Annotated in this window: 16 protein-coding genes; 6 read left to right on the plus strand and 10 right to left on the minus strand. The window is 64.0% G+C overall.

Annotated features, from left to right (window positions below; translation table 11 throughout):
• Positions 1–14 precede the first annotated feature (14 nt).
• Positions 15–2,351, minus strand: coding sequence for a Tex family protein (locus C2L66_RS06140; RefSeq protein ID WP_060601351.1), 2,337 nt, complete (start codon positions 2,349–2,351; stop codon positions 15–17).
• 162 nt (positions 2,352–2,513) lie between these two features.
• Between C2L66_RS06140 and C2L66_RS06145 the strand changes: the two genes are divergently transcribed.
• The 3 genes from C2L66_RS06145 (at position 2,514) to C2L66_RS06155 (ending at position 6,164) form a co-directional block, all read left to right on the plus strand.
• On the plus strand, positions 2,514–3,512 hold the full coding sequence (locus tag C2L66_RS06145) for a colicin transporter (protein WP_082670350.1): 999 nt from the start codon (positions 2,514–2,516) through the stop codon (positions 3,510–3,512).
• Positions 3,513–3,614: 102 nt separating this feature from the next.
• On the plus strand, positions 3,615–3,833 hold the full coding sequence (locus C2L66_RS06150) for a DUF465 domain-containing protein (RefSeq protein ID WP_035990715.1): 219 nt from the start codon (positions 3,615–3,617) through the stop codon (positions 3,831–3,833).
• 69 nt (positions 3,834–3,902) lie between these two features.
• Positions 3,903–6,164 carry an ATP-dependent DNA helicase gene (locus tag C2L66_RS06155; RefSeq protein WP_060601347.1) on the plus strand — a complete coding sequence of 754 codons (2,262 nt, stop codon included), beginning with the start codon at positions 3,903–3,905 and terminating at the stop codon, positions 6,162–6,164.
• A 271-nt stretch (positions 6,165–6,435) separates the two neighbouring features.
• Here the strand turns inward: C2L66_RS06155 and C2L66_RS06160 are convergent, their stop codons facing one another.
• Positions 6,436–6,711: a hypothetical protein gene (locus C2L66_RS06160; protein WP_079482153.1), complete on the minus strand. Its 276-nt coding sequence runs from the start codon at positions 6,709–6,711 to the stop codon at positions 6,436–6,438.
• A 231-nt stretch (positions 6,712–6,942) separates the two neighbouring features.
• A complete protein-coding gene (locus C2L66_RS06170; RefSeq protein ID WP_060601346.1) occupies positions 6,943–8,190 on the minus strand; it encodes a cupin domain-containing protein in 1,248 nt (415 codons plus the stop codon).
• Positions 8,191–8,222: 32 nt separating this feature from the next.
• Here C2L66_RS06170 and C2L66_RS06175 point away from each other — a divergent pair, with 32 nt between their 5' ends.
• Complete coding sequence (locus C2L66_RS06175; protein ID WP_054934423.1) at positions 8,223–8,774, plus strand: FKBP-type peptidyl-prolyl cis-trans isomerase; 552 nt, start codon at positions 8,223–8,225, stop codon at positions 8,772–8,774.
• A 125-nt stretch (positions 8,775–8,899) separates the two neighbouring features.
• Here C2L66_RS06175 and C2L66_RS06180 read toward each other — a convergent pair whose 3' ends face one another.
• The 4 genes from C2L66_RS06180 to C2L66_RS06195 form a co-directional block, all read right to left on the minus strand.
• Complete coding sequence (locus C2L66_RS06180; protein ID WP_054934424.1) at positions 8,900–10,129, minus strand: hypothetical protein; 1,230 nt, start codon at positions 10,127–10,129, stop codon at positions 8,900–8,902.
• The gene (gene mutS / locus C2L66_RS06185; protein WP_060601343.1) at positions 10,116–12,794 is read right to left on the minus strand and encodes a DNA mismatch repair protein MutS; all 2,679 of its coding nucleotides are present in this window, start codon (positions 12,792–12,794) and stop codon (positions 10,116–10,118) included. Before mutS ends, C2L66_RS06180 begins: the two co-directional genes overlap by 14 nt.
• 115 nt (positions 12,795–12,909) lie before the next feature.
• A complete protein-coding gene (gene lplT / locus C2L66_RS06190; RefSeq protein ID WP_060601339.1) occupies positions 12,910–14,208 on the minus strand; it encodes a lysophospholipid transporter LplT in 1,299 nt (432 codons plus the stop codon).
• Between the two features lie 138 nt (positions 14,209–14,346).
• Positions 14,347–15,150, minus strand: coding sequence for an inositol monophosphatase family protein (locus tag C2L66_RS06195; protein WP_054934426.1), 804 nt, complete (start codon positions 15,148–15,150; stop codon positions 14,347–14,349).
• A 364-nt stretch (positions 15,151–15,514) separates the two neighbouring features.
• Here C2L66_RS06195 and C2L66_RS06200 point away from each other — a divergent pair, with 364 nt between their 5' ends.
• Both C2L66_RS06200 and cysE read left to right on the plus strand, forming a co-directional pair.
• A complete protein-coding gene (locus C2L66_RS06200; RefSeq protein WP_176052555.1) occupies positions 15,515–16,333 on the plus strand; it encodes an RNA methyltransferase in 819 nt (272 codons plus the stop codon).
• Positions 16,334–16,596: 263 nt separating this feature from the next.
• Positions 16,597–17,409: a serine O-acetyltransferase gene (gene cysE, locus C2L66_RS06205; RefSeq protein ID WP_060601336.1), complete on the plus strand. Its 813-nt coding sequence runs from the start codon at positions 16,597–16,599 to the stop codon at positions 17,407–17,409.
• A 48-nt stretch (positions 17,410–17,457) separates the two neighbouring features.
• Here the strand turns inward: cysE and C2L66_RS06210 are convergent, their stop codons facing one another.
• The 3 genes from C2L66_RS06210 to C2L66_RS06220 all read right to left on the minus strand — a co-directional run bounded on the left by C2L66_RS06210 (position 17,458) and on the right by C2L66_RS06220 (position 19,639).
• Positions 17,458–18,258, minus strand: coding sequence for a UDP-2,3-diacylglucosamine diphosphatase (locus C2L66_RS06210; RefSeq protein WP_035990733.1), 801 nt, complete (start codon positions 18,256–18,258; stop codon positions 17,458–17,460).
• Between the two features lie 65 nt (positions 18,259–18,323).
• Positions 18,324–18,818 (minus strand): peptidylprolyl isomerase, encoded by a 495-nt coding sequence (locus C2L66_RS06215; RefSeq protein WP_035990735.1) that lies wholly within the window; start codon positions 18,816–18,818, stop codon positions 18,324–18,326.
• Positions 18,819–19,057: 239 nt separating this feature from the next.
• Complete coding sequence (locus C2L66_RS06220) at positions 19,058–19,639, minus strand: peptidylprolyl isomerase (protein WP_035990737.1); 582 nt, start codon at positions 19,637–19,639, stop codon at positions 19,058–19,060.
• Positions 19,640–19,682 lie beyond the last annotated feature (43 nt).

Here is a 19,682-nt window from a genome sequence, read left to right on the forward strand (position 1 = left end):
AGCCCCGCCCCCACTTACCGTTTCAATTTAGCAAAAGCCGCGGCCATAGCATTAACCGGCTCGGGCGCGCGCCCGCGTTGCTGCGAACGCCCCGCACCCGCGCCCGCGCCCGACCCGGCCCCCGAACGCCCACCCGAGCGCTCCTGCGGCGCCCCCGCAGCAACATCATCATCCATCCGCATGGTCAACGAAATCCGCTGACGCTTGACGTCGACCTCCAGCACTTTCACCTTGACGATCTGCCCGGCCTTCACGACTTCATGCGGGTCCTTGATGAATTTCGTCGACATCGCCGACACATGCACAAGCCCATCCTGATGCACGCCGATATCGACAAACGCACCAAACGCAGCCACGTTCGTCACGACACCTTCGAGCACCATCCCCGGCGACAAGTCGGAAATCTTCTCCACGCCTTCGCGGAAAGTCGCCGTCTTGAACTCGGGACGCGGATCGCGCCCTGGCTTTTCAAGTTCCGAAAGAATATCCCGCACAGTCGGCAGCCCGAAACGATCGTCCACGAACTCGGCAGGTGACAGCCGCGACAACGCATCGCGATTACCCAGCACATCACCGATGCTCCTGCTGATCTTCGCCAGCATCCGTTCAACGACGGGATACGCTTCCGGGTGCACCGACGAGCGGTCGAGCGGATTCTCGCCGCCATTGATACGCAAGAAACCCGCAGCCTGCTCGAACGTCTTGTCGCCGAGACGCGGCACCTTGCGCAGATGGTCACGCGTCGGGAACGGACCGTTCGCATCGCGATAATCGACGATATTGCGCGCGAGCGTCGCGTTCAGGCCGGACACGCGCGCGAGCAACGCAACGGAAGCCGTGTTCGCGTCCACGCCGACAGCATTCACGCAGTCTTCGACGACGGCATCGAGCGAACGCGCGAGATCGCGCTGATTCACGTCATGCTGATACTGTCCGACGCCAATCGCCTTCGGCTCGATCTTCACGAGTTCGGCGAGCGGGTCCTGCAGGCGGCGCGCGATCGACACCGCGCCGCGCAGCGACACATCCATATCCGGGAATTCCTTGGCCGCGAGTTCCGATGCCGAGTACACGGAAGCGCCCGCTTCCGACACGACGATCTTCTGCAACTTCAGTTCCGGATGACGCGACATCAATTCGCTGGCGAGCTTGTCCGTTTCGCGCGACGCCGTGCCGTTACCGATACTGACCAGTTCCGCCTGCGTCTGCGCGGCGATGCGCGCGAGCTTCGCGATCGAACCGTCCCAGTCGCGGCGCGGCTCGTGCGGATAAATCGTATCCGTGGCGAGCACCTTGCCCGTGCGGTCGACGACGGCCACCTTCACGCCCGTGCGCAGACCCGGATCGAGGCCGATCACGGCCTTCGGGCCCGCCGGCGCGGCCAGCAGCAGATCCTTCAGATTGCGCGCGAACACCCGGATCGCTTCGCTTTCGGCTTCTTCGCGCAGATTCGTCAGCAGTTCGTTTTCGATGTGCGGCTGCACCTTCACGCGCCAGCACCAGCGGCACACATCCGACAGCCACTTGTCCGCCGGCCGCCCCTGATTCGCGATGCCGAAGTGGCGCGCGATCATCGCCTCGCCCGGATGCGGCACCTGTGCGTCGAGTTCCTCGCCGAGTCCCAGCTTGATCATCAGCACGCCTGCATTGCGGCCGCGGAACAGGGCGAGCGCGCGGTGCGACGGCACGGTGCGGATCGTTTCCGAATACTCGTAGTAGTCGCGGAATTTCTCGCCTTCTTCGCCTTCCTTGCCTTCGACCACCGCCGAACTCACGACGCCCTGATTGAACAGGTAGTCGCGCAGCTTGCCGAGCACTTCGGCCGTCTCGCCGAACTGCTCGGAGAGAATGTCGCGCGCGCCGTCGAGCGCGGCCTTCACGTCCGCGACGCCTTTCTCGGCATCGACGTATTGCGCGGCTTCCGTCTGCGGATCGAGCAGCGGGTTCGCGAGCAGGGCGTCGGCGAGCGGCTGCAGGCCGGCTTCGCGGGCGATCTGCGCGCGCGTGCGGCGCTTCGGTTTGTACGGCAGATAGAGGTCTTCGAGAACCTGCTTGCTGTCGGCGCCTTCGATCGCGGCGCGCAGTTCGTCGCTGAGCTTGCCTTGCTCGTCGATGCTGGCGATGATCGCGGCGCGCCGGTCTTCCAGCTCGCGCAGATAGAGCAGGCGTTCTTCGAGCGTGCGCAATTGCGTGTCGTCGAGATTGCCGGTGACTTCCTTCCGGTACCGGGCGATAAACGGAACAGTCGCTCCTTCATCGAGTAGTTCCACCGCGGCCGCGACCTGGCGCGGCTGGACGGTGAGTTCGGTGGCGATGCGCTGTACGATCTTGATTGCTACGGTGTCCGTCATAGGGTCTTGATGTTCCTGCCGGATTCGACTGTGGCCGTGCTGCGCGAAACACGCGGCGGCCGGGTTGCGGAAAAGTCGTCAAAGCTCGTGAAAGCTTGCTGAAGCGGGGCATTTTGCCATAAATGCCCGAGCGCTCAAGCTCGGGGTGATAGAATTTCGGGCATGTTCCGCTGCCCATCTACGACGTTGCCGACCTCACGCCTCACGTCCGGAAATCTGCCCGGATCTTCACGCCGATCTCCGCTCGCATCGCCCGTCTTCAGGCCCGAGGCCGCGTCCGTTGCCTTTTGGTCTGCGGGGTCTGTCCGCCGGTTCGCGCTCGCCGCGTCGCTGGCGTTCGTTGCGAGCGCGGCGCTTGTGCCCGTGCTCGCCCAGGCGCAGGAAAATGCCGGGGCGGCATCGTCGGTCGCTTCGACTTCGGATGCGGCTTCTGGCGTACCGGCCGCGAATGATTTTGACGCGCGTCAAAAGACGCTCGATTCCCGTACGGCGGAGAACGACTACCGTTACGGCGTCGCCCAGCACAACTGTTATAGCAAGTTTTTCGTCAATCACTGCCTGAACAAGGCGCGTGAAGACATGCGCGTCGTCGCCGCCGACATTCGCAAGGAGCAACTCGCGCTCGACGACGAAAAGCGCGTCGAGCATGCGCGGCAACGCGACGAGCAGGCAGCCATCAAGCGCGCGCAATACGAAGCCGACGCGCCCGCGCGCGCCGCACAGGACGAGCGCAACGCGCAGGCGTACGAAGACAAGCAGCGTCAGCATCAGTTGAGTCAGGCGCAGCGCGCCGCGGAAGCGCCGCAGCGCGCCGCGAACGAGCAGGCGTTCCAGCAGAAGCAGCAACAGCACGCCATCGACCAGGCGCAGCGCGGCATTTCGCCTTCGCAAGCGGCCGCGAACCAGAAGGCCTACGATGCGAAGCAGGCCGACTTCCAGCGCAAGCTCGACGAGGCGCACCAGCAGGCCGCCCAGAAAGCTCAGGAGCGCACGGAGAAGCAGCAGCGTTTCCAGCAGAAGCAGTCGGAAGCGGCGCAGCATAAGGCCGACGTCGAAGCGCGTCAGAAGCAGGCGGCCGATAAGGCCAGGCAGAAGCAGGAAGAGCAGGCGAAGCAGCAACAGCAGCTCGAGCAGCAACAAAAGCAGCAACAGCAGCAGTGAGCATCAATCAGCAACAGCCGTAACGCGTTTCAGGCCGGACAGCAACCTCGAGCGGAGCGACCGCACAGCGCGGCCTTCGCCCTTTCGAAAGAGGAGGCGAGCATGCGCGACCATCATCGCGTCGTCAATTCGGACACACTGCGCGACCGCATTCTGCAACTGGAATCGGAGCATAGTGGACTTGATCGGTTGATCGACAGAATGTCCGAGGAACCCGGCATCGACGACCTCGAGATCCAGCGCCTGAAAAAGCGCAAGCTCAAGGTCAAGGACACCATCATCTTGCTGCAATTGCAGCTTGAACCGGAAGCACGCAACTGACGCAGCGGCCAGCCAGGCGCCGGCCCCGTTCAGCCTGTGGCGCGCCGGACTTTGCAGGAATCGCTTGCCTTGAATTCATCGCTTCAATCTTCTTCCGCTGCGTCGGCGGGTGCTACGGACGCCGCCGCGACGCTCGCCGACGAGCGCGCGGCAAAGCCCGCGTCGGGTGGCGGCGCGCTGGCCGCGTCGCTGAGTCACAAGCGATCATCCGAACTCGCCGACATCTTCGCCGCCGACGGGCTGCTCGCGCGCCAGATAGAGGGCTACCGGCCGCGCGCGTCGCAGATCGAGATGGCGCGCGCCGTGGCCGCCGCGATGGAAGCATCGGGTCGCGCGATGCCGGAGCCCGCGATGTTCGAGGCGCAAAAGCGTCCGGCGCGGCGTTTGCAGCAATCGGCATCGGCGGCGCAGTCCGAATCTGAAGACGCAGCGACCGCAGACGGCAATTCCGAAGGCGGCGAGAACACGCTGATCGTCGAAGCAGGCACGGGTACGGGCAAGACCTACGCGTACCTCGTGCCGGCCATGCTGTGGGGCGGCAAGGTGGTCGTCTCGACGGGCACCAAGCACTTGCAGGACCAGCTCTTCCAGCGCGACATTCCGACCGTGCGCGACGCGCTCGCGGTACCTGTGTCCGTGGCGATGCTCAAGGGCCGCGCGAACTATCTGTGTCACTACTATCTGCAACGCACGGCCGACAATGGCCGCCTGCCGTCGCGGCAGGAAACGTCGTATCTGCAGGACATCATCCGTTTCGCGAAGATCACGCGCACGGGCGACAAGGCCGAGCTTGCAAGCGTGCCGGAGACGGCGGCTGTGTGGTCGATGGTGACGTCGACGCGCGACAACTGCCTCGGTCAGGAATGTCCGCACTACAAGGACTGCTTCGTGATGCAGGCGCGCCGCGAGGCGCAGCAGGCCGATATCGTGGTGGTCAATCACCATCTGTTCTTCGCCGACATCATGCTGCGCGACACGGGCATGGCCGAGCTGTTGCCGACGGCGAACACCGTGATTTTCGATGAAGCGCATCAACTGCCCGAAACCGCGACGCTGTTTTTCGGCGAGACGCTGTCGACCACGCAGTTTCTCGAACTCGCGCGCGATTCGGTCGCGGAAGGCCTTGGCCACGCGCGCGATGCAGTCGACTGGGTAAAGCTCGGCGCAGCGCTCGAACGCTCGGCGCGCGACGTGCGGCTCGCATTCAAGGAAGATTCGGTGCGGCTGTCGATTGGCCAGTTACCCGACGACCATCCGCTGTTCCCCGCGCTCGAAGCCGTCGAAACCGAACTCGATGCGCTCGCAAGCGCGCTCGCTGGACAGTCGGAGCGTGCCGAGTCGCTGGCTGCGCTGGTCCGGCGCGCGCGCGAGTTGCAGGAGGTGCTGTCGGGCTGGACCACGCCGCCCACGGAAACCGAACGCGACGCGGCAAGCGATGCCGCGAAAGCAGCGGAGAAAAGCGATCCGAACGAGAAGGTCCGCTGGATCGAAGTGTTCTCGCATACCGTGCAACTCCATGAGACGCCGCTATCCGTCGCGCCTATTTTCGCGAAGCAGCGCGCGGGCGTGCCGCGTGCGTGGGTCTTCACGTCGGCGACGTTGTCGGTGCGTGGGGACTTCGCGCACTATGCAGCGCAGATGGGCCTCAATTCGCGTCGCTCGATGACACTGCCCAGCCCGTTCGACTACGGCACGCAGGGCCTGCTTTACGTGCCGCGCAATCTGCCGCAGCCGTCGTCGCCGGCGTTCACCGATGCCGTATTCGATGCCGCGCTGCCTGCGATCGAAGCATCGGGCGGCGGTGTGTTCATGCTGTGCACGACGCTGCGCGCCGTCGATCGCATCGCCAACAAGCTGCGCGACGTGATCGAGTCGCGTGGCTGGAACATGCCGTTACTCGTGCAGGGCGATGCGAGCCGTACTGAACTGCTCGACCGGTTCCGCTCGTATGGCAACGCGATTCTCGTCGGCAGCCAGAGTTTCTGGGAAGGCGTCGATGTGCGCGGCGATGCGCTGTCGCTCGTCGTCATCGACAAGCTGCCGTTCGCACCGCCCGACGACCCCGTGCTGTCCGCGCGGCTCGATGCGCTGACGAAGAAGGGCTTGAGTCCGTTTGCCGTGCATCAGCTGCCGCAGGCGGTCATTACGCTGAAGCAGGGCGCAGGACGTCTGATTCGCTCGGAGACCGATCGCGGCGTGCTGATGATCTGCGACACGCGGCTCGTCGACAAACCGTATGGGCGCCGGATATGGCAGAGCCTGCCGCCATTCAAGCGCACGCGTGAAATCGACGTGGTGCGCGAGTTCTTCGAAGAGAAAGCGCAAGCTTGAGAAAGACGCCCGCTACAGCTACATCGACAACACAGGCTTGCGATGCAGCAGGCAAATCATTCTGTTTTTAAGGCCGGACTACATGGTGTGGCTTAACGACATGAATTGACCAAAATGCATCGAATACATGCAAGCCGAATAATCGCGATTAATAACAGCGCATAAAGCAAAACGCCACGAGTTTGAATTCGTGGCGTTTTGCTTTTTGCCCGGGAAGCCCTCGGACTTCCCGTTGCAGTTTTCGCCCGGAGGGCGAACCCTGTGCTACAGCTTACTGGCTTGCGCCCGAAGCCGGAGCAGCTGCCGACGCAGCAGCGTCCGAAGCAGCAGCGCCTGCGTCCGAAGCAGCCGTCGTAGCCGAAGCAGCAGCGTCGCTCGCAGCAGCAGCAGCGCCCGAAGCAGCAGCAGCCGAATCCGAAGCAGCAGCAGCCGGTGCCGAAGCGGCAGCAGCGTCGCTAGCCGGGGCAGCTGCCTGGTCGCTGCTCTTGTTGCATGCAGCCAGTGCCACAGCTGCCAACAGGGATGCTACGAGGAGGGATTTCTTCATGATCACGTCCTTTTATGGTTAAAGGTAAGCAACAGCGCAAAATAATACCGGTAATGTGCTCCAACACCGACCTGGGCCGCTGGTGGAGACCGCACTTCATGAGCGTGAATCTTCCCTACGGCTTGGGCGGAAATTATATGCACTTTCGTATCGACCGTCGACAAATCCGGGGCCAATACGTTGTCTTTCTCAGACAATTTTTCGCTATACGGTATGACAGCGGAGCGAATCTTATCTCAGTTCACCCATCTGTATCCAGCCCGCACGATACCACTCGTGAAGTAGTGCTGTCACCGACGATTGCCCCGAGAGTGTTACAAAGCGTTTCGCACTCAGATAGCGGTTGTCGGCGAGTTCAATCACCGCGTTTTTTACTCCCGACAGCCTGCTTTCTTCTCCATTCAGGTAGTAAGCACGACTGTCGTAAAGCAGCACAGTCTTGCGATCCAGGCGCACGCCTTCGTTGCTTGCGCGCTTGACGAAACGCGCTTCATCGAGCGGTCGCGCGGGCGGATCGAACACGACGCTTGGCTTCGGCTCGCTCAGATACGTACCGAGGAACGACGACACGTCCTTCTCGGTCCAGTCGATCTTAGCAAGGATCGCGCCCACCCGGTCGACGAGCGCGGCGGGCAGTGCCGCGGGCGTCGCGACGGCCGGCTGCTGCGGATCGCGATAGAGCGCGGCGCCTTCCGGCGAGCCGGCCGCTTCGCCGCGCTCCGCAAGGTAATACAGGAACTGCGCGGCGAGTTCGGCCGTCGACGGTGCGCGAAAGCCGATCGAGCACGTCATGCATTCCCCTTCGGCCACGCCGTCGTGGGCGATGTGGGGCGGCAGGTAGAGCATGTCGCCCGGCTCCAGTACCCATTCCTCTTCTGGCTCGAAGCGTTGTAGAACTTTCAGGGGCAGGCCGGGCTGCAACGAGAGATCGCGTTGCGCGCCGATGCGCCAGCGACGCTTGCCATGAACCTGCAACAGGAAGACATCGTAAGAGTCGAAGTGAGGACCGACGCCGCCGCCGTCGGTCGCGTACGAGATCATCAGATCGTCGAGGCGCGCGTCGGGCACAAAGCGAAAACGGTCAAGTAGTGCGCGCGCGCGGTCGTTATGCAGATCGACGCCTTGCACGAGCAAGGTCCACGCACGCTGTTTGACGGAAGGCAATTCGTCTGCAGCAAATGGACCATGTTCGAGCTGCCATTTTTTGCGGAAGTGCGTGATTAGGCGCGACTCGACTTCGTCCTGATCGGCCAGTTCGAACAGTTCGTCGCGCGTGAGCGGCGCGGCGATATCCGCGATGGCCTGGCGGATCAGCAACGGCTTTTTCTGCCAGTAGCGCCGCATGAATTGCGAGGGCGTCAGATTGCCCAGCAACGACGCGGGCTGATCGGGCGCAGGCGCGGAAGAAGCGGAGACGGGAGTCGAAGAGGAACGCGCTGCAGCTTTGCCAGCGGTGTAGTCAGGGGGCCGCACGGGCATCGTATAATGTGAGTCGTAATCTGGAGAATCGAATGAAAATCGCAAAGAACACCGTCGTATCGGTCGCTTACAAACTGTCGGATGCGCAAGACAATCTGATTGAGGAAAGCGACGAGCCGATGGTTTATCTGCACGGCGGCTATGATGGCACGTTCCCCAAGATCGAGGAAGAGCTTGACGGCCATGAGCCCGGCTTCGAAACCCAGATCCAGCTGGAACCGGGCGACGCGTTCGGCGAATACGATCCTGAACTCGTGAAGATCGAGCCGCGCAGCCGTTTCCCCGAGCCGCTCGAAGTCGGCATGCAGTTCGAAGGCACGCCGGAAGAGGGTGACGAAGACCTGGACTCGCTGATCTACACGGTCACCGACGTAGCCGAAGACAAGGTCGTGCTCGACGGCAATCACCCGCTCGCGGGCATGGCGCTGCGTTTCAGCCTGACCGTGAAGGACGTGCGCGAAGCGACGGAAGACGAAATCCAGCACGAGCATGCACACGGTGCGAGCGGCCTCGAAATCGTCGACGAAGACGATGATGAAGACGACGGCGACGACGCGGAACCGTCCCGGCCCACGCTACACTGAGCTTGCAGGTGTCGGCTCCCGGGTCGAGGGCGGGCGGCGAAGCAGTTCACGAAACGGGCGCGTAAGCGCCCGTTGTCGCATCTGCGGTGCCGCAGCGCCGTACCGTGGTATCTGATGCCGTTGCCCTAATCCGGCGGCGTCGTGCGCGACGGTTCGGGCAGGATGGGCGGCAGCTCGGAAGCGGGTGCGGAGTCGGGCACGGCGGGCATCGACGGTGGCATCGGCGGTACGGCGTTTTCGTTGTGCGACGGCATGGTGGGCGCGGCGGGCAGCGGCAGATTCTTCGGCACATCCCGCACGGTCACGCGAAACGGAGGCCGCTTCTGCAGATCGACATCGATCTGTATCCACTGGTTCTGAGGGCTGCGCGGCGCGAATGCGATACGCGTCAGATTCGTCACCAGATCGCCCTTATCGTTGCGCAGCGGCTGGTCGATCATGAAGCCGGTATGCGATCTGTCGTCATCCTGATGAATCACGACGACCGGGCCGCGAAACGTCTCGGCCAGCTTCACCAGACTGCGCTTGAATTCCATGAATCCATCGCGCTTCGAGCGATGCCCGAAGCGCAGCCACGCGAAGCGCTCGGGGCGCTCGTAACGCTCGGGATCGAAGTCGCCCTGAACCAGCACGACGATTGCACGCGCGCCGCGGCGCTTTGCGTACTCGGCGGCGTGATCGAGCCAGAACGCATTCGCGATCACACGGTCTTCGAACTCGCCGTTGCGCCCGCCCGCATACAGAAAATGATTGTTCGGGCCCGGCACGTTCAGTCCGACGAACACCGTATCGCCAACGAGCCAGCGCACATTCTCGCGATACGGCCGAAACCGCGACACTTCGCTTTCGCGAGCGAGCGGAATCGGATTTTGTCCCATCGACGATGCATCGGCGAAGAGCGTCTGCCGCAGCAGATCGAGCCGCTCGACGGGATCGTAGCCGCCTGCCTCGGCGGTGCCGCAATCGGTCCAGTCGTGCTGGCCGGGAATGAAGACGAGCGCGGGCTTCGAAGTTTCGAGCAGGGTATGGCGCGTCTCGAACAGCGAATCGCGGCAGGCTTCCTTGCTGCTTTTCAGGTTGCCGTCATAGACGATGAACGACACGTCGGAATCGCGGCCGATCGCGTCGAGCAGCCGCTGCGTGAGCGCTTCGTCGGCGGGACTTTGCAGCGTGCCGCCGATGACCGCGAACGCGTAAGGCGGCGCGGGTTCCCTGGCGAACGACACGCGCGCGGGCGCCGCGAGCGAGAGCGCGACCGCGTGCGCGACCACCAACGCGATCGCGCGCGCTGCGTTGCGCGAGCGGCGGCGAAGGCGGGGCGGCGCGTGGCGATCGCGCGCGTCAGTGTCGCGCATCTGGCGACTTGGCCAGTTCATGCAGTTCGAACAGCAGGTCGAGCGCGTCGCGCGGGCGCAGGTCGTTCGGGTCGATCTCGCGCAGGCGTTCGACGAGCGCCTGCGTGGCGGGATCGATTGCCGGCGCGGGCGGCTCGTCGTCGGCATCTTCGAGTACCGCAAGGGGCGCCGCGAACAGATCGAGTTGCGGCGCGGGCTGCGCCGCCGACTGCTGCTCCAGATAGGCGAGGTGCTTGCGCGCCGCGCGAATCACCGCGTTCGGCACGCCCGCCAGTTGCGCGACCTGCAGGCCGTAGCTCTGGTTAGCGGGACCTTCGTTGACGGCGTGCAGGAACACGATGCCGTGCCCATGCTCAACTGCCGACAGATGCACGTTCGCCGCATGGGGAAATTCGGCAGGCAATTGCGTCAGTTCGAAATAGTGCGTTGCGAACAGCGTGTGGCAGTTGTTGTGCGCAAGCAGATGCCGCGCGATCGCCCACGCAAGCGCCAGGCCGTCGAAGGTCGACGTGCCGCGCCCGATTTCGTCCATCAGCACGAGGCTTTGCGGCGTTGCGTCGTTCAGGATGGCGGCGGCTTCCGTCATCTCAACCATGAAGGTGGAGCGGCCGCCCGCCAGGTCGTCGGCTGCGCCGATGCGCGTGAAAATGCGGTCGATCGGACCAAACGACGCGCGCCGCGCAGGCACGTAGCTGCCCACGTAGGCCATCAGCGCGATCAACGCGGTCTGACGCATGAACGTCGATTTACCGCCCATGTTCGGGCCGGTGATCAACAGCAGCTTGCGTTCGGCGTTGAGCACGCAGTCGTTGGCGATGAACTGCTCGACCTGCGCTTCGACCACGGGGTGCCGGCCCTGTTCGATATCGATACCGCCCGTCGGCGTGAAGCTCGGCGCAACCCAGTCGAGCGCGCGGGCGCGCTCGGCGAAGGCGGCGAGCAGATCGAGCTCGGCGAGCGCCAACGCAACGCGCTGGCAGTCGGCGATAAACGGCAGCAACGATTGCAGCAGCGCGTCGTACAGCGCTTTCTCACGCGACAGTGCGCGTTCCTGCGCGGACAGCGCCTTGTCCTCGAAGGTTTTCAGCTCGGGCGTAATGTAGCGCTCGGCGTTCTTCAGCGTCTGGCGGCGGCGATAGTCGTCGGGTACCTTGTCCGTCTGGCCGCGCGTCACTTCGATATAGAAGCCATGCACCTTGTTGTATTCGACGCGCAGATTGCCGATGCCCGTGCGCGCACGTTCGCGCGTTTCGAGATCGATCAGGAACTGTCCGCAGTTCTCCGAAATATCTCGTAGTTCATCGAGTTCCGCATCGTAACCGCGTGCGATCACGCCGCCGTCGCGCACCATCGCAGCGGGTTCTTGCGCGACTGCGCGCTTCAGCAGGTCAACGCAGTCGGCGGGCGGCACCAGCGCCGTATCGATGCGCGCGAGCGAATCGGCAGCGGCCGTCACGGCGGCGAGTTGCGCGCGCAGTTCGGGCAGCGCGATGAACGTGTCGCGCAGGCTCGACAGATCGCGCGGACGTGCCGACAGCAACGCGAGCCGCCCGGTGATCCGTTCGATATCCGAGATTTGCCGCAGCGCGCTGCGCAGCCCGTCGAGGCTGGCTTGAGGCGGCGCGTCGAGCAGTGCGCCGATCGCCTGCTGACGCGCCTGCGCGAACGACGCGTCGCGCGGCGGGTGGTGCAGCCAGTGACGCAGCAGACGGCTGCCCATGGTCGTGCAGCAGGTATCGAGCAGCGAGCAGAGCGTGGGCGAATCCGTGCCGCGCAGTGTTTCCGTCAGTTCGAGATTGCGGCGCGTGGACGGATCGAGGCCGATGTACTCCGATTCGTATTCGACTTTCAGGCTGCGCACATGGCGCAACTGCTGGCCTTGGGTCGCCGCCGCGTACAGCAGCAGCGCGCCCGCCGCGCCACACGCGCTCGACAGCGAATGCGCGCCGAAGCCGTCGAGGCCCGCCACTTCCAGTTGATCGCACAGCCGCTGCGTGCCCGAGGCGACGTCGAAGTGCCAGACGGGCACGCGCGTCGTCGCGCCGAAACCGGTGGGCACTGTCCACGCGTTCGCATCGTTTGACGACGGCGCGTCGGCAACGAGAATTTCAGCAGGGCGGATGCGCTCGAGGGCGGCCGCGACCTGATCGGGCGCGACTTCCGCGAGGCGCAGCGCGCCGCTTGCCAGATTGAGCCATGCAAGGCCGATCGTGTTCACGACGCCGCGCCGGTTGTGGCCTGCGCACACGGCAAGCAGATACGTGTCGTTCTTGTCGGACAGCAGCGCGGCGTCCGTCAGCGTGCCAGGCGTCACCACGCGCACGACCTTGCGCTCGACGGGGCCCTTCGAGGTCGCGGGATCGCCGATCTGCTCGCAGATCGCGACCGATTCTCCGAGCTTGACGAGCTTCGCCAGATACTGTTCGACGGCGTGATGCGGCACGCCCGCCATCTTGATCGGATTGCCGCCCGACGCGCCGCGCTGCGTGAGCGTCAGATCGAGCAGGCGCGCGGCCTTTTCGGCGTCGTCGAAGAACAGTTCATAGAAGTCGCCCATCCGGTAGAACACGAGCGTGCCCGGATGCTCCCCTTTAATGCGCAAATACTGCTGCATCATGGGGGTGTGTTGCGCGTTGTCGCTTGCGGCTGCGGTTTGAGTGCCCATCCTCGTGTCTTTCTTGCGTGACTGTTCAGGGCGTGAGTTTAACCCGCCGACGCGCCGAGCGAACCTGGCCGGATGGCCAGGTTGCCGTCGCCTGACAGACGCGCGTACGCTTCGTTCATTCTTCGATCAGCGCGCGCATGTCGACCTTGTGCGCGTTCGCGGCGCTGCGCCGCTGCGCAAGCCACATCATGCCCGTGATGAACACGCCGAACACGGTGATGATCCACTGCACGGGCATCTTCGCCGTCAGCAGGATTGCGTACGCGCCGAGCATCAGCAGCACGGCGAGATTCTGGTTGAAGTTCTGCACGGCGATCGAGTGGCCGGCAGTGAGGAGGGTTGCGCCGCGATGCTGGAGAATCGCGTTCATCGGCACGATGAAAAAGCCTGACAGCGCGCCGAGCAGCACCATCAGCGGATACGCGAAGATGATGTACGCGGGCGCAAAGAGTTCACCGACGCGCAGACCCGCGCCGGGCGGAAACAGGTTCTTGTTGTAGAAGGCCATCGCGACGGTCACGGCACCCATGATCAGACCGACGGGCAACACTTTGAGCGACGCGCGCAACGGAATCCACGCGGCGGCGGCGGCGGCACCCACGGCGATGCCAAGGCCGGCCACACCCTGCATGACGGCCGCTTTCGACAGCGACAGCCCGAGATTCGCGTCGGCCCATTTGAGCACCAGCAGTTGCAGCGTGACCGCGCCGCCCCACAGCAGCGTCGTGACCCACAGCGCGATCTGCGCGAGACGGTCGGCCCACAGCACGTTGAAGCAGCGCACGAATTCGCCGACCAGTTCGCCCGGCTCCGTCAACCGGTTCGGATAGCGCGCGCCCGTGTCGGGAATGCCGACATTGAGCGCGGCCGCGATCGCATAGGTGATCATCACGGCGAGCATCGCGAGGTCCGCGGCGGAATGGATCAGCGGCCAATGCGCGTGCTGCACGAAACGCGACGCGTAAGTGCTGATCAGCGCGCCGCCCAGCATCGTGCCGACGATGGTCGACAGCACGGTCGCCGATTCGAGCCACGCATTCGCGGCGACGAGCCGGTCGGCGGGCAGCAGCTCGGTGAGAATGCCGTACTTCGCGGGCGAGTACGCGGCTGCGCCGAAGCCGACCACGCCGTACGCGATCATCGGATGCACGCCGCCGATCATCAGCAGGCAGCCGCACGCCTTCAGCGCGTTCGAGATGAACATCACGTGGCGCTTTTGCAGCGCGTCGGCGAATGCGCCGACGAACGGCGCGAGCAGCACGTAGGAAATCGTGAAGAAGATCTGCAGCAGCGGCGTGATCCACGCAGCCGAACGGATCTCGGTGAGCAGCGCAATGGCCGCGATCAGCAGCGCGTTATCGGCGAGCGACGACACGAACTGCGCCGCGATGATCGTGTAGAAACCTTTCTTCATGGTCCCGATTGAAACACAGCGCCCGCAATTTTGCCGTGGATGTGATGCGGGTGTGCCGATGAGGTGCGCGATGTATCGCGAGTCGCGAGCCCAAAAAGAAAAAAGCGGCCGAGGCCGCTTTCAACCGCACGCAGCGTCTTAAGCTGCCTGCTCTTTCGTCTTGGTGTAACGCGACAGAATCGGAATCATCTGCGCATACACCTTCGGGTTGCCGGCGACGATCTCATGCAGATGCAGGAAGTCCGAGTCGCCCGTGTAATTGCCGACCAGGCCGCCCGCTTCCGTGACGAGCAGACTGCCCGCCGCCATGTCCCACGCGCTGATGCCTTGCTCGAAGAAACCGTCGAGGCGTCCCGCCGCGACGTTCGCCAGATCGAGCGCTGCGGCGCCCGGGCGGCGCAGGCCCGCGCAAGCCTTCGTCATGTCGGCGAAGAGCTGCGTGTACGCTTCGAGCGTGTCTTTTTCGCGGAACGGGAAGCCCGTGCCGATCAGGCTGTCGGCGAGCCGGTCGCGGCGGCCGACGCGGATGCGCCGGTCGTTCAGATACGCGCCGCGGCCGCGCGAGGCCGTGAACAGGTCGTTGCGCGTCGGGTCGTAGACGACTGCCTGCGTGATGATGCCCTTGTGCGCAAGCGCGATCGACACGCAGTAATACTGGAAGCCGTGGATGAAGTTCGTGGTGCCGTCGAGGGGATCGATGATCCACTGGAATTCGGACTCGTTGCCCGATTCGCCGGACTCTTCGGCGAGGATTGCGTGATCGGGGTAGGCGGTGGTCAGCGTTTCGATGATGGCGGCTTCGGACGCCTTGTCGACCTCCGTGACGAAATCGTTGTGCTGCTTCTTGCTGACCTGCACGAGGTCGAGATCGAGCGACGCGCGGTTGATGATCTGCCCGGCGCGGCGAGCGGCCTTGACAGCGATATTGAGCATGGGATGCATGAGTCTGGATCCTTGTGCCGGACGCGCACGGCGGCTGCCCGGTGTTGAGCTGAAAATAAGCTGTTAATCATGCGAAACGGGCGCCCGACACGATTGAGTCGAAATCTGGCAGCACATTCCGTCGACGGAGACAAATTGAAGAAGAGCGGTGCGCCGTGGCCGATGTCCCCGTGAGAGACAATGTGGCACGGCGCGAATATCGGGATTTTACCTGAGTCTCGCCGTTTCGAGGCGGTTGGGGCGGACCCGCGCGCAGGCAACCGGGCCTATGACGTTCGCCCGGTACGGCATCGGCCGGTCGGCAGATGGAAAGAGGCGGCGGGTTGGCGCTAACATTACTGTTTCCTCGTTTCCAAAGCTCATCGTGGTTCAAACCCCTGCTTCGCCTTCCTCCAGTATCGCTTCCGACAGTTCCAGCATCGGCGGCGGTTTCACGTCGACGCGTTTCGTGCTCGTCGAGCCGAGTCATCCCGGCAACGTCGGCGCGGCGGCGCGCGCGTTGAAGACCATGGGCTTTTCACGGCTCGTTCTCGTGTCGCCGCGCGTGGCGGACGTGAAAAACGACCCCGAGGCGATCGCGATGGCCTCCGGCGCGGACGACGTGCTCGCGTCCGCCCATGTCGTGCCGACGCTCGCCGATGCGCTGTCGGGCGCGCACTGGTCGTTGGCGCTGACGGCGCGCGCGCGCGAATACGGGCCGCCCCAGCTCGCGCCGCGCGCGGCCGCGACCCAGGCGCGCGAACACGCCGTGCATGGCGATATCGCGCTGGTGTTCGGCAACGAGCGCACGGGGCTGTCCAACGAAGACGTCGAGCGGTGCAGCGCGCTCGCCCATATTCCCGCCAATCCTGCGTACAGCTCGCTGAATCTGTCGCAGGCCATTCAGGTCCTGTCGTACGAACTGCGCATGGCCTATCTGGTCGACAGCGACGGATCGGAGCCGGTGGCGGGCGGCGCGGGCACGCTCGCCGCGAGCGACGAAATCGAGCGCATGTACGTGCACCTCGAAAACGCGCTGATCGCGCTCGACTTTCTCGATCCCGGCAACCCGAAAAAACTGATGTCGCGCTTGCGGCGGCTGTTCGCGCGTTCGGGTCTGGAGCGTGAAGAGGTCAACATCGTGCGTGGAATTGCGAAGCACATTCTGCTGAAGGCGAAAGGGCGCGACGGCGACGAGCGTTGAGCGGCGCGCGCGTCTCATGCCGGGCGCAGCCGCGTGCGCGGCGGCCTTCGCTTTCCGCGAAAGCGCAAACCTTGTCGTCCGCGTGGGCTTCCGGCAGGTTCCGCGCATTCGCCCTACAATGGCCCGAAACGTCATAAGCAAAGCTTGCCGGCTGGAATGCACATGATCGCGCCCGTAACCGCGGACGCGACGGCGCACGCACCGGCGGCCCGCTCCCCGCGCAATGCGCGGCGGCGATCAATCCCTACGACAGCCTCACTGCCATGTTCACGAGACTCCGCGAAGACATCGCCACGATCCGCGAGCGCGATCCCGCCGCCCGCAGCGCCTGGGAAGTCCTCACGTGTTACCCGGGCCTGCACGCGCTGATATTCCACCGTGTCGCGCATGCCTGCTGGCGCGCCAACCGCCGCTGGATCGCGCGTTTCGTGTCGCAGTTCGGCCGGTTCATGACCGGGATCGAGATTCACCCGGGCGCGACAGTCGGGCGGCGTGTATTCATCGACCACGGCATGGGCGTCGTGATCGGCGAGACGGCGGAAATCGGCGACGACTGCACGATCTATCAGGGCGTCACGCTAGGCGGCACGTCGCTCACGCGCGGCGCGAAACGCCATCCAACGCTGGAGCGCGGCGTGATCGTCGGCGCGGGTGCAAAGGTGCTCGGCGGCTTCACGATTGGCGCGGACGCGAAGATCGGCTCGAACGCGGTCGTCGTGAAGCCGGTGCCGGCAGGCGGCACGGCCGTCGGCAATCCGGCGCGCGTGATCATGCCGGCGACGGCGTCGGTGACGTCGGCTCCCGCACCCGCGGGCGCCGACGGCAAGGCGACGACGGCTCGCCCGGGGTTCTGCGCGTACGGCATCACGCCGAATGCCGACGATCCCGTCTCGCTTGCCATTCATGGGCTGGTCAATCACGCGTCGACGCAATCGCAGCGCATCGACGAAGTCGTCGCGGCGCTCGAGCGGCTCGGCGCCAGCCTTGAAGCGCTGCATGGCGCGGACGCGGCATTGCTCGATCTGCGCCGTCTGTCGGCGGCGATCGAGGGGAAGGTCGAGGAAACGGCGCGCTGAGCGGCGCCAGATCGAAGGGTGCGGGGAGGGGAAAGAGGGTGAAAACGACTACTTGTCCAGCCGCAGCGCCTTGATCCCTTCGGAATCGATGCGTACATAACCGCCGCGACGCTCGCCGTGGTCGAGATCCCAGTCGGGCAACACCCAGCGCATACCGCCTTTTTCATGATGCAGCGCTGGCCTGTGGGTATGGCCGTGAATGATGGTGGCCGTCTTCGTCTTCTTGAAGAGCGCGGCGATGCCTTCCGACGTCACGTCGTAACGCGGCGATACGGGGCGCTGGCGTCCCGCTTCACTCGACCTGCGCATTTTTTCCGCCAGAGCCTTACGCCAGCGATACGGCCACACAAGAAACAGCCACTGCGCGAAATGGTTGCGCGCGAAGCCGCGAAAGCGCTGATATTTGCGGTCCGACGTGCATTGCGCGTCGCCGTGGGTGAGCGCGATTTTCGTGCCGAACGCGGTGATGACGAACGGATCGGGCAGCCAGATGGCACCCGCCGCTTTCATGAAGCGCTTGCCCAGAAGGAAGTCGCGATTGCCGTGCATGATGTAGAGCGCGATGCCGCGCTCCGAGAGCGTGTGCATCAGCGCGGCCATGCGGGCGGGAAAAGGTTCGGCGAGCATGTCGTCGCCGATCCAGTATTCGAACAGGTCGCCGAGAATAAAAACGGAATCCGCATGCTCGGCCGTCACGCGGATGAAATGCTCGAACGCGTGGACCGTCTGTGGGATCGCCTCGCTCAGATGCAGGTCGGCGATAAAGAAAAACGGGCGCGCCGCGTGCGGGCGTTTGCCCTCGCCAGGCACGCCCGCAGCGACGCTTCGCAGCGGCGTCTCTTGCAGCATGGAAGTGTGCTTCTCTAGTTGCTCAGCGCTTCTTAAAGAATAGGCTGTTCGTATGAGTAATTCTCTTACTCGACGACAACGGCCTTTTCAATGATCACGTCGTCGACGGGCACGTCCTGGTGGAAGCCCTTCGAGCCCGTCTTCACCTTGCGGATCGCGTCGACGACTTCGAGGCCTTCGACGACCTTGCCGAACACCGCGTAGCCCCAGCCTTGCGGCGTCGGCGACGAGTGGTTCAGGAAGTCGTTGTCGTTGACGTTGATGAAGAACTGAGCCGTCGCCGAGTGCGGGTCGTTCGTGCGCGCCATCGCGATCGAACCCTTCACGTTCTTCAGACCGTTGTTCGCTTCGTTGGCGATCGGCGTGCTGGTCGGCTTCTGCGTCATGCCGGGCTCGAAACCGCCGCCCTGGATCATGAAGCCGTCGATCACGCGATGGAACACCGTGTTGTCGTAGTGGCCGGCCTTCACGTAGGCGAGGAAGTTTTCAACCGACTTCGGCGCCTTCTCTGCGTCCAGTTCCAGCTTGATGACGCCGTGGTTCGTGTGCAGTTCAACCATGATGATTTCCTTTGGGTCTAGGTGAGTGGAGGGCGCGGTGCATCGCCGTCTGTGCGGCCATCGGCCTGCGCCCGTGGCATGGTTAGTTCGGTGCCGCGCTGGCGCCGTGCATCGAGTTGCCGGCGGCGTGCGCGTCACCCTGTTTGCAAATGCTTCGTTTGCCCGTGTGCTACCGAGCGCCTTCTCGCGGTCCGCAGGGCCGCTTCATTGCCAAATTCTGTTCCTGGCTTATTGCCGGGTTACTTACCGACGATTGTCGCCGACTGGAGCACGATCTGCTTTTGCGGCACATCGCTCATCGGGCCGCGCGAGGTGGTCGGCGTGCCCTCGATCTTCTTCACGACGTCCATGCCCGACGTGACCTTGCCGAACACCGCGTAGCCGTTGCCGTCCGGATTCGGATAGTCGAGGCCCGCATTGTCGACCGTGTTGATGAAGAACTGCGCGGTGGCAGAATTCGGGTCGCTCGTGCGTGCCATCGCGATCGTGCCCGTCATGTTCTTCAGGCCGTTGCGGCTTTCGAGCGGAATCGGCGCGCGCGTCGGTTTTTCCGCATAGCTCGTCGTGTAGCCGCCGCCCTGGACCATGAAGCCGGGAATCACGCGATGGAAGATCGTCCCGTTATATTGACCGGATTTCACGTAGTCGAGGAAATTGGCAACCGTCTTCGGCGCTTTCTCAGGATACAACTCGACGCGGATATCGCCTTCCGACGTCTTCAAGAGAACGGACGGATGCGCAGCCTGTGATCCGTTTTGCGCAAAAGCCGGTGCGTTCGCGATCAGGGCGGCGCTGCCGAGCGCCAACATCAACCATTTCATGTAAATCCTCGGGGTGAAAACAGGGTGAACTCAGATGAAAGAC

Source organism: Paraburkholderia caribensis (assembly GCF_002902945.1).
GTDB classification, from domain to species: domain Bacteria; phylum Pseudomonadota; class Gammaproteobacteria; order Burkholderiales; family Burkholderiaceae; genus Paraburkholderia; species Paraburkholderia caribensis.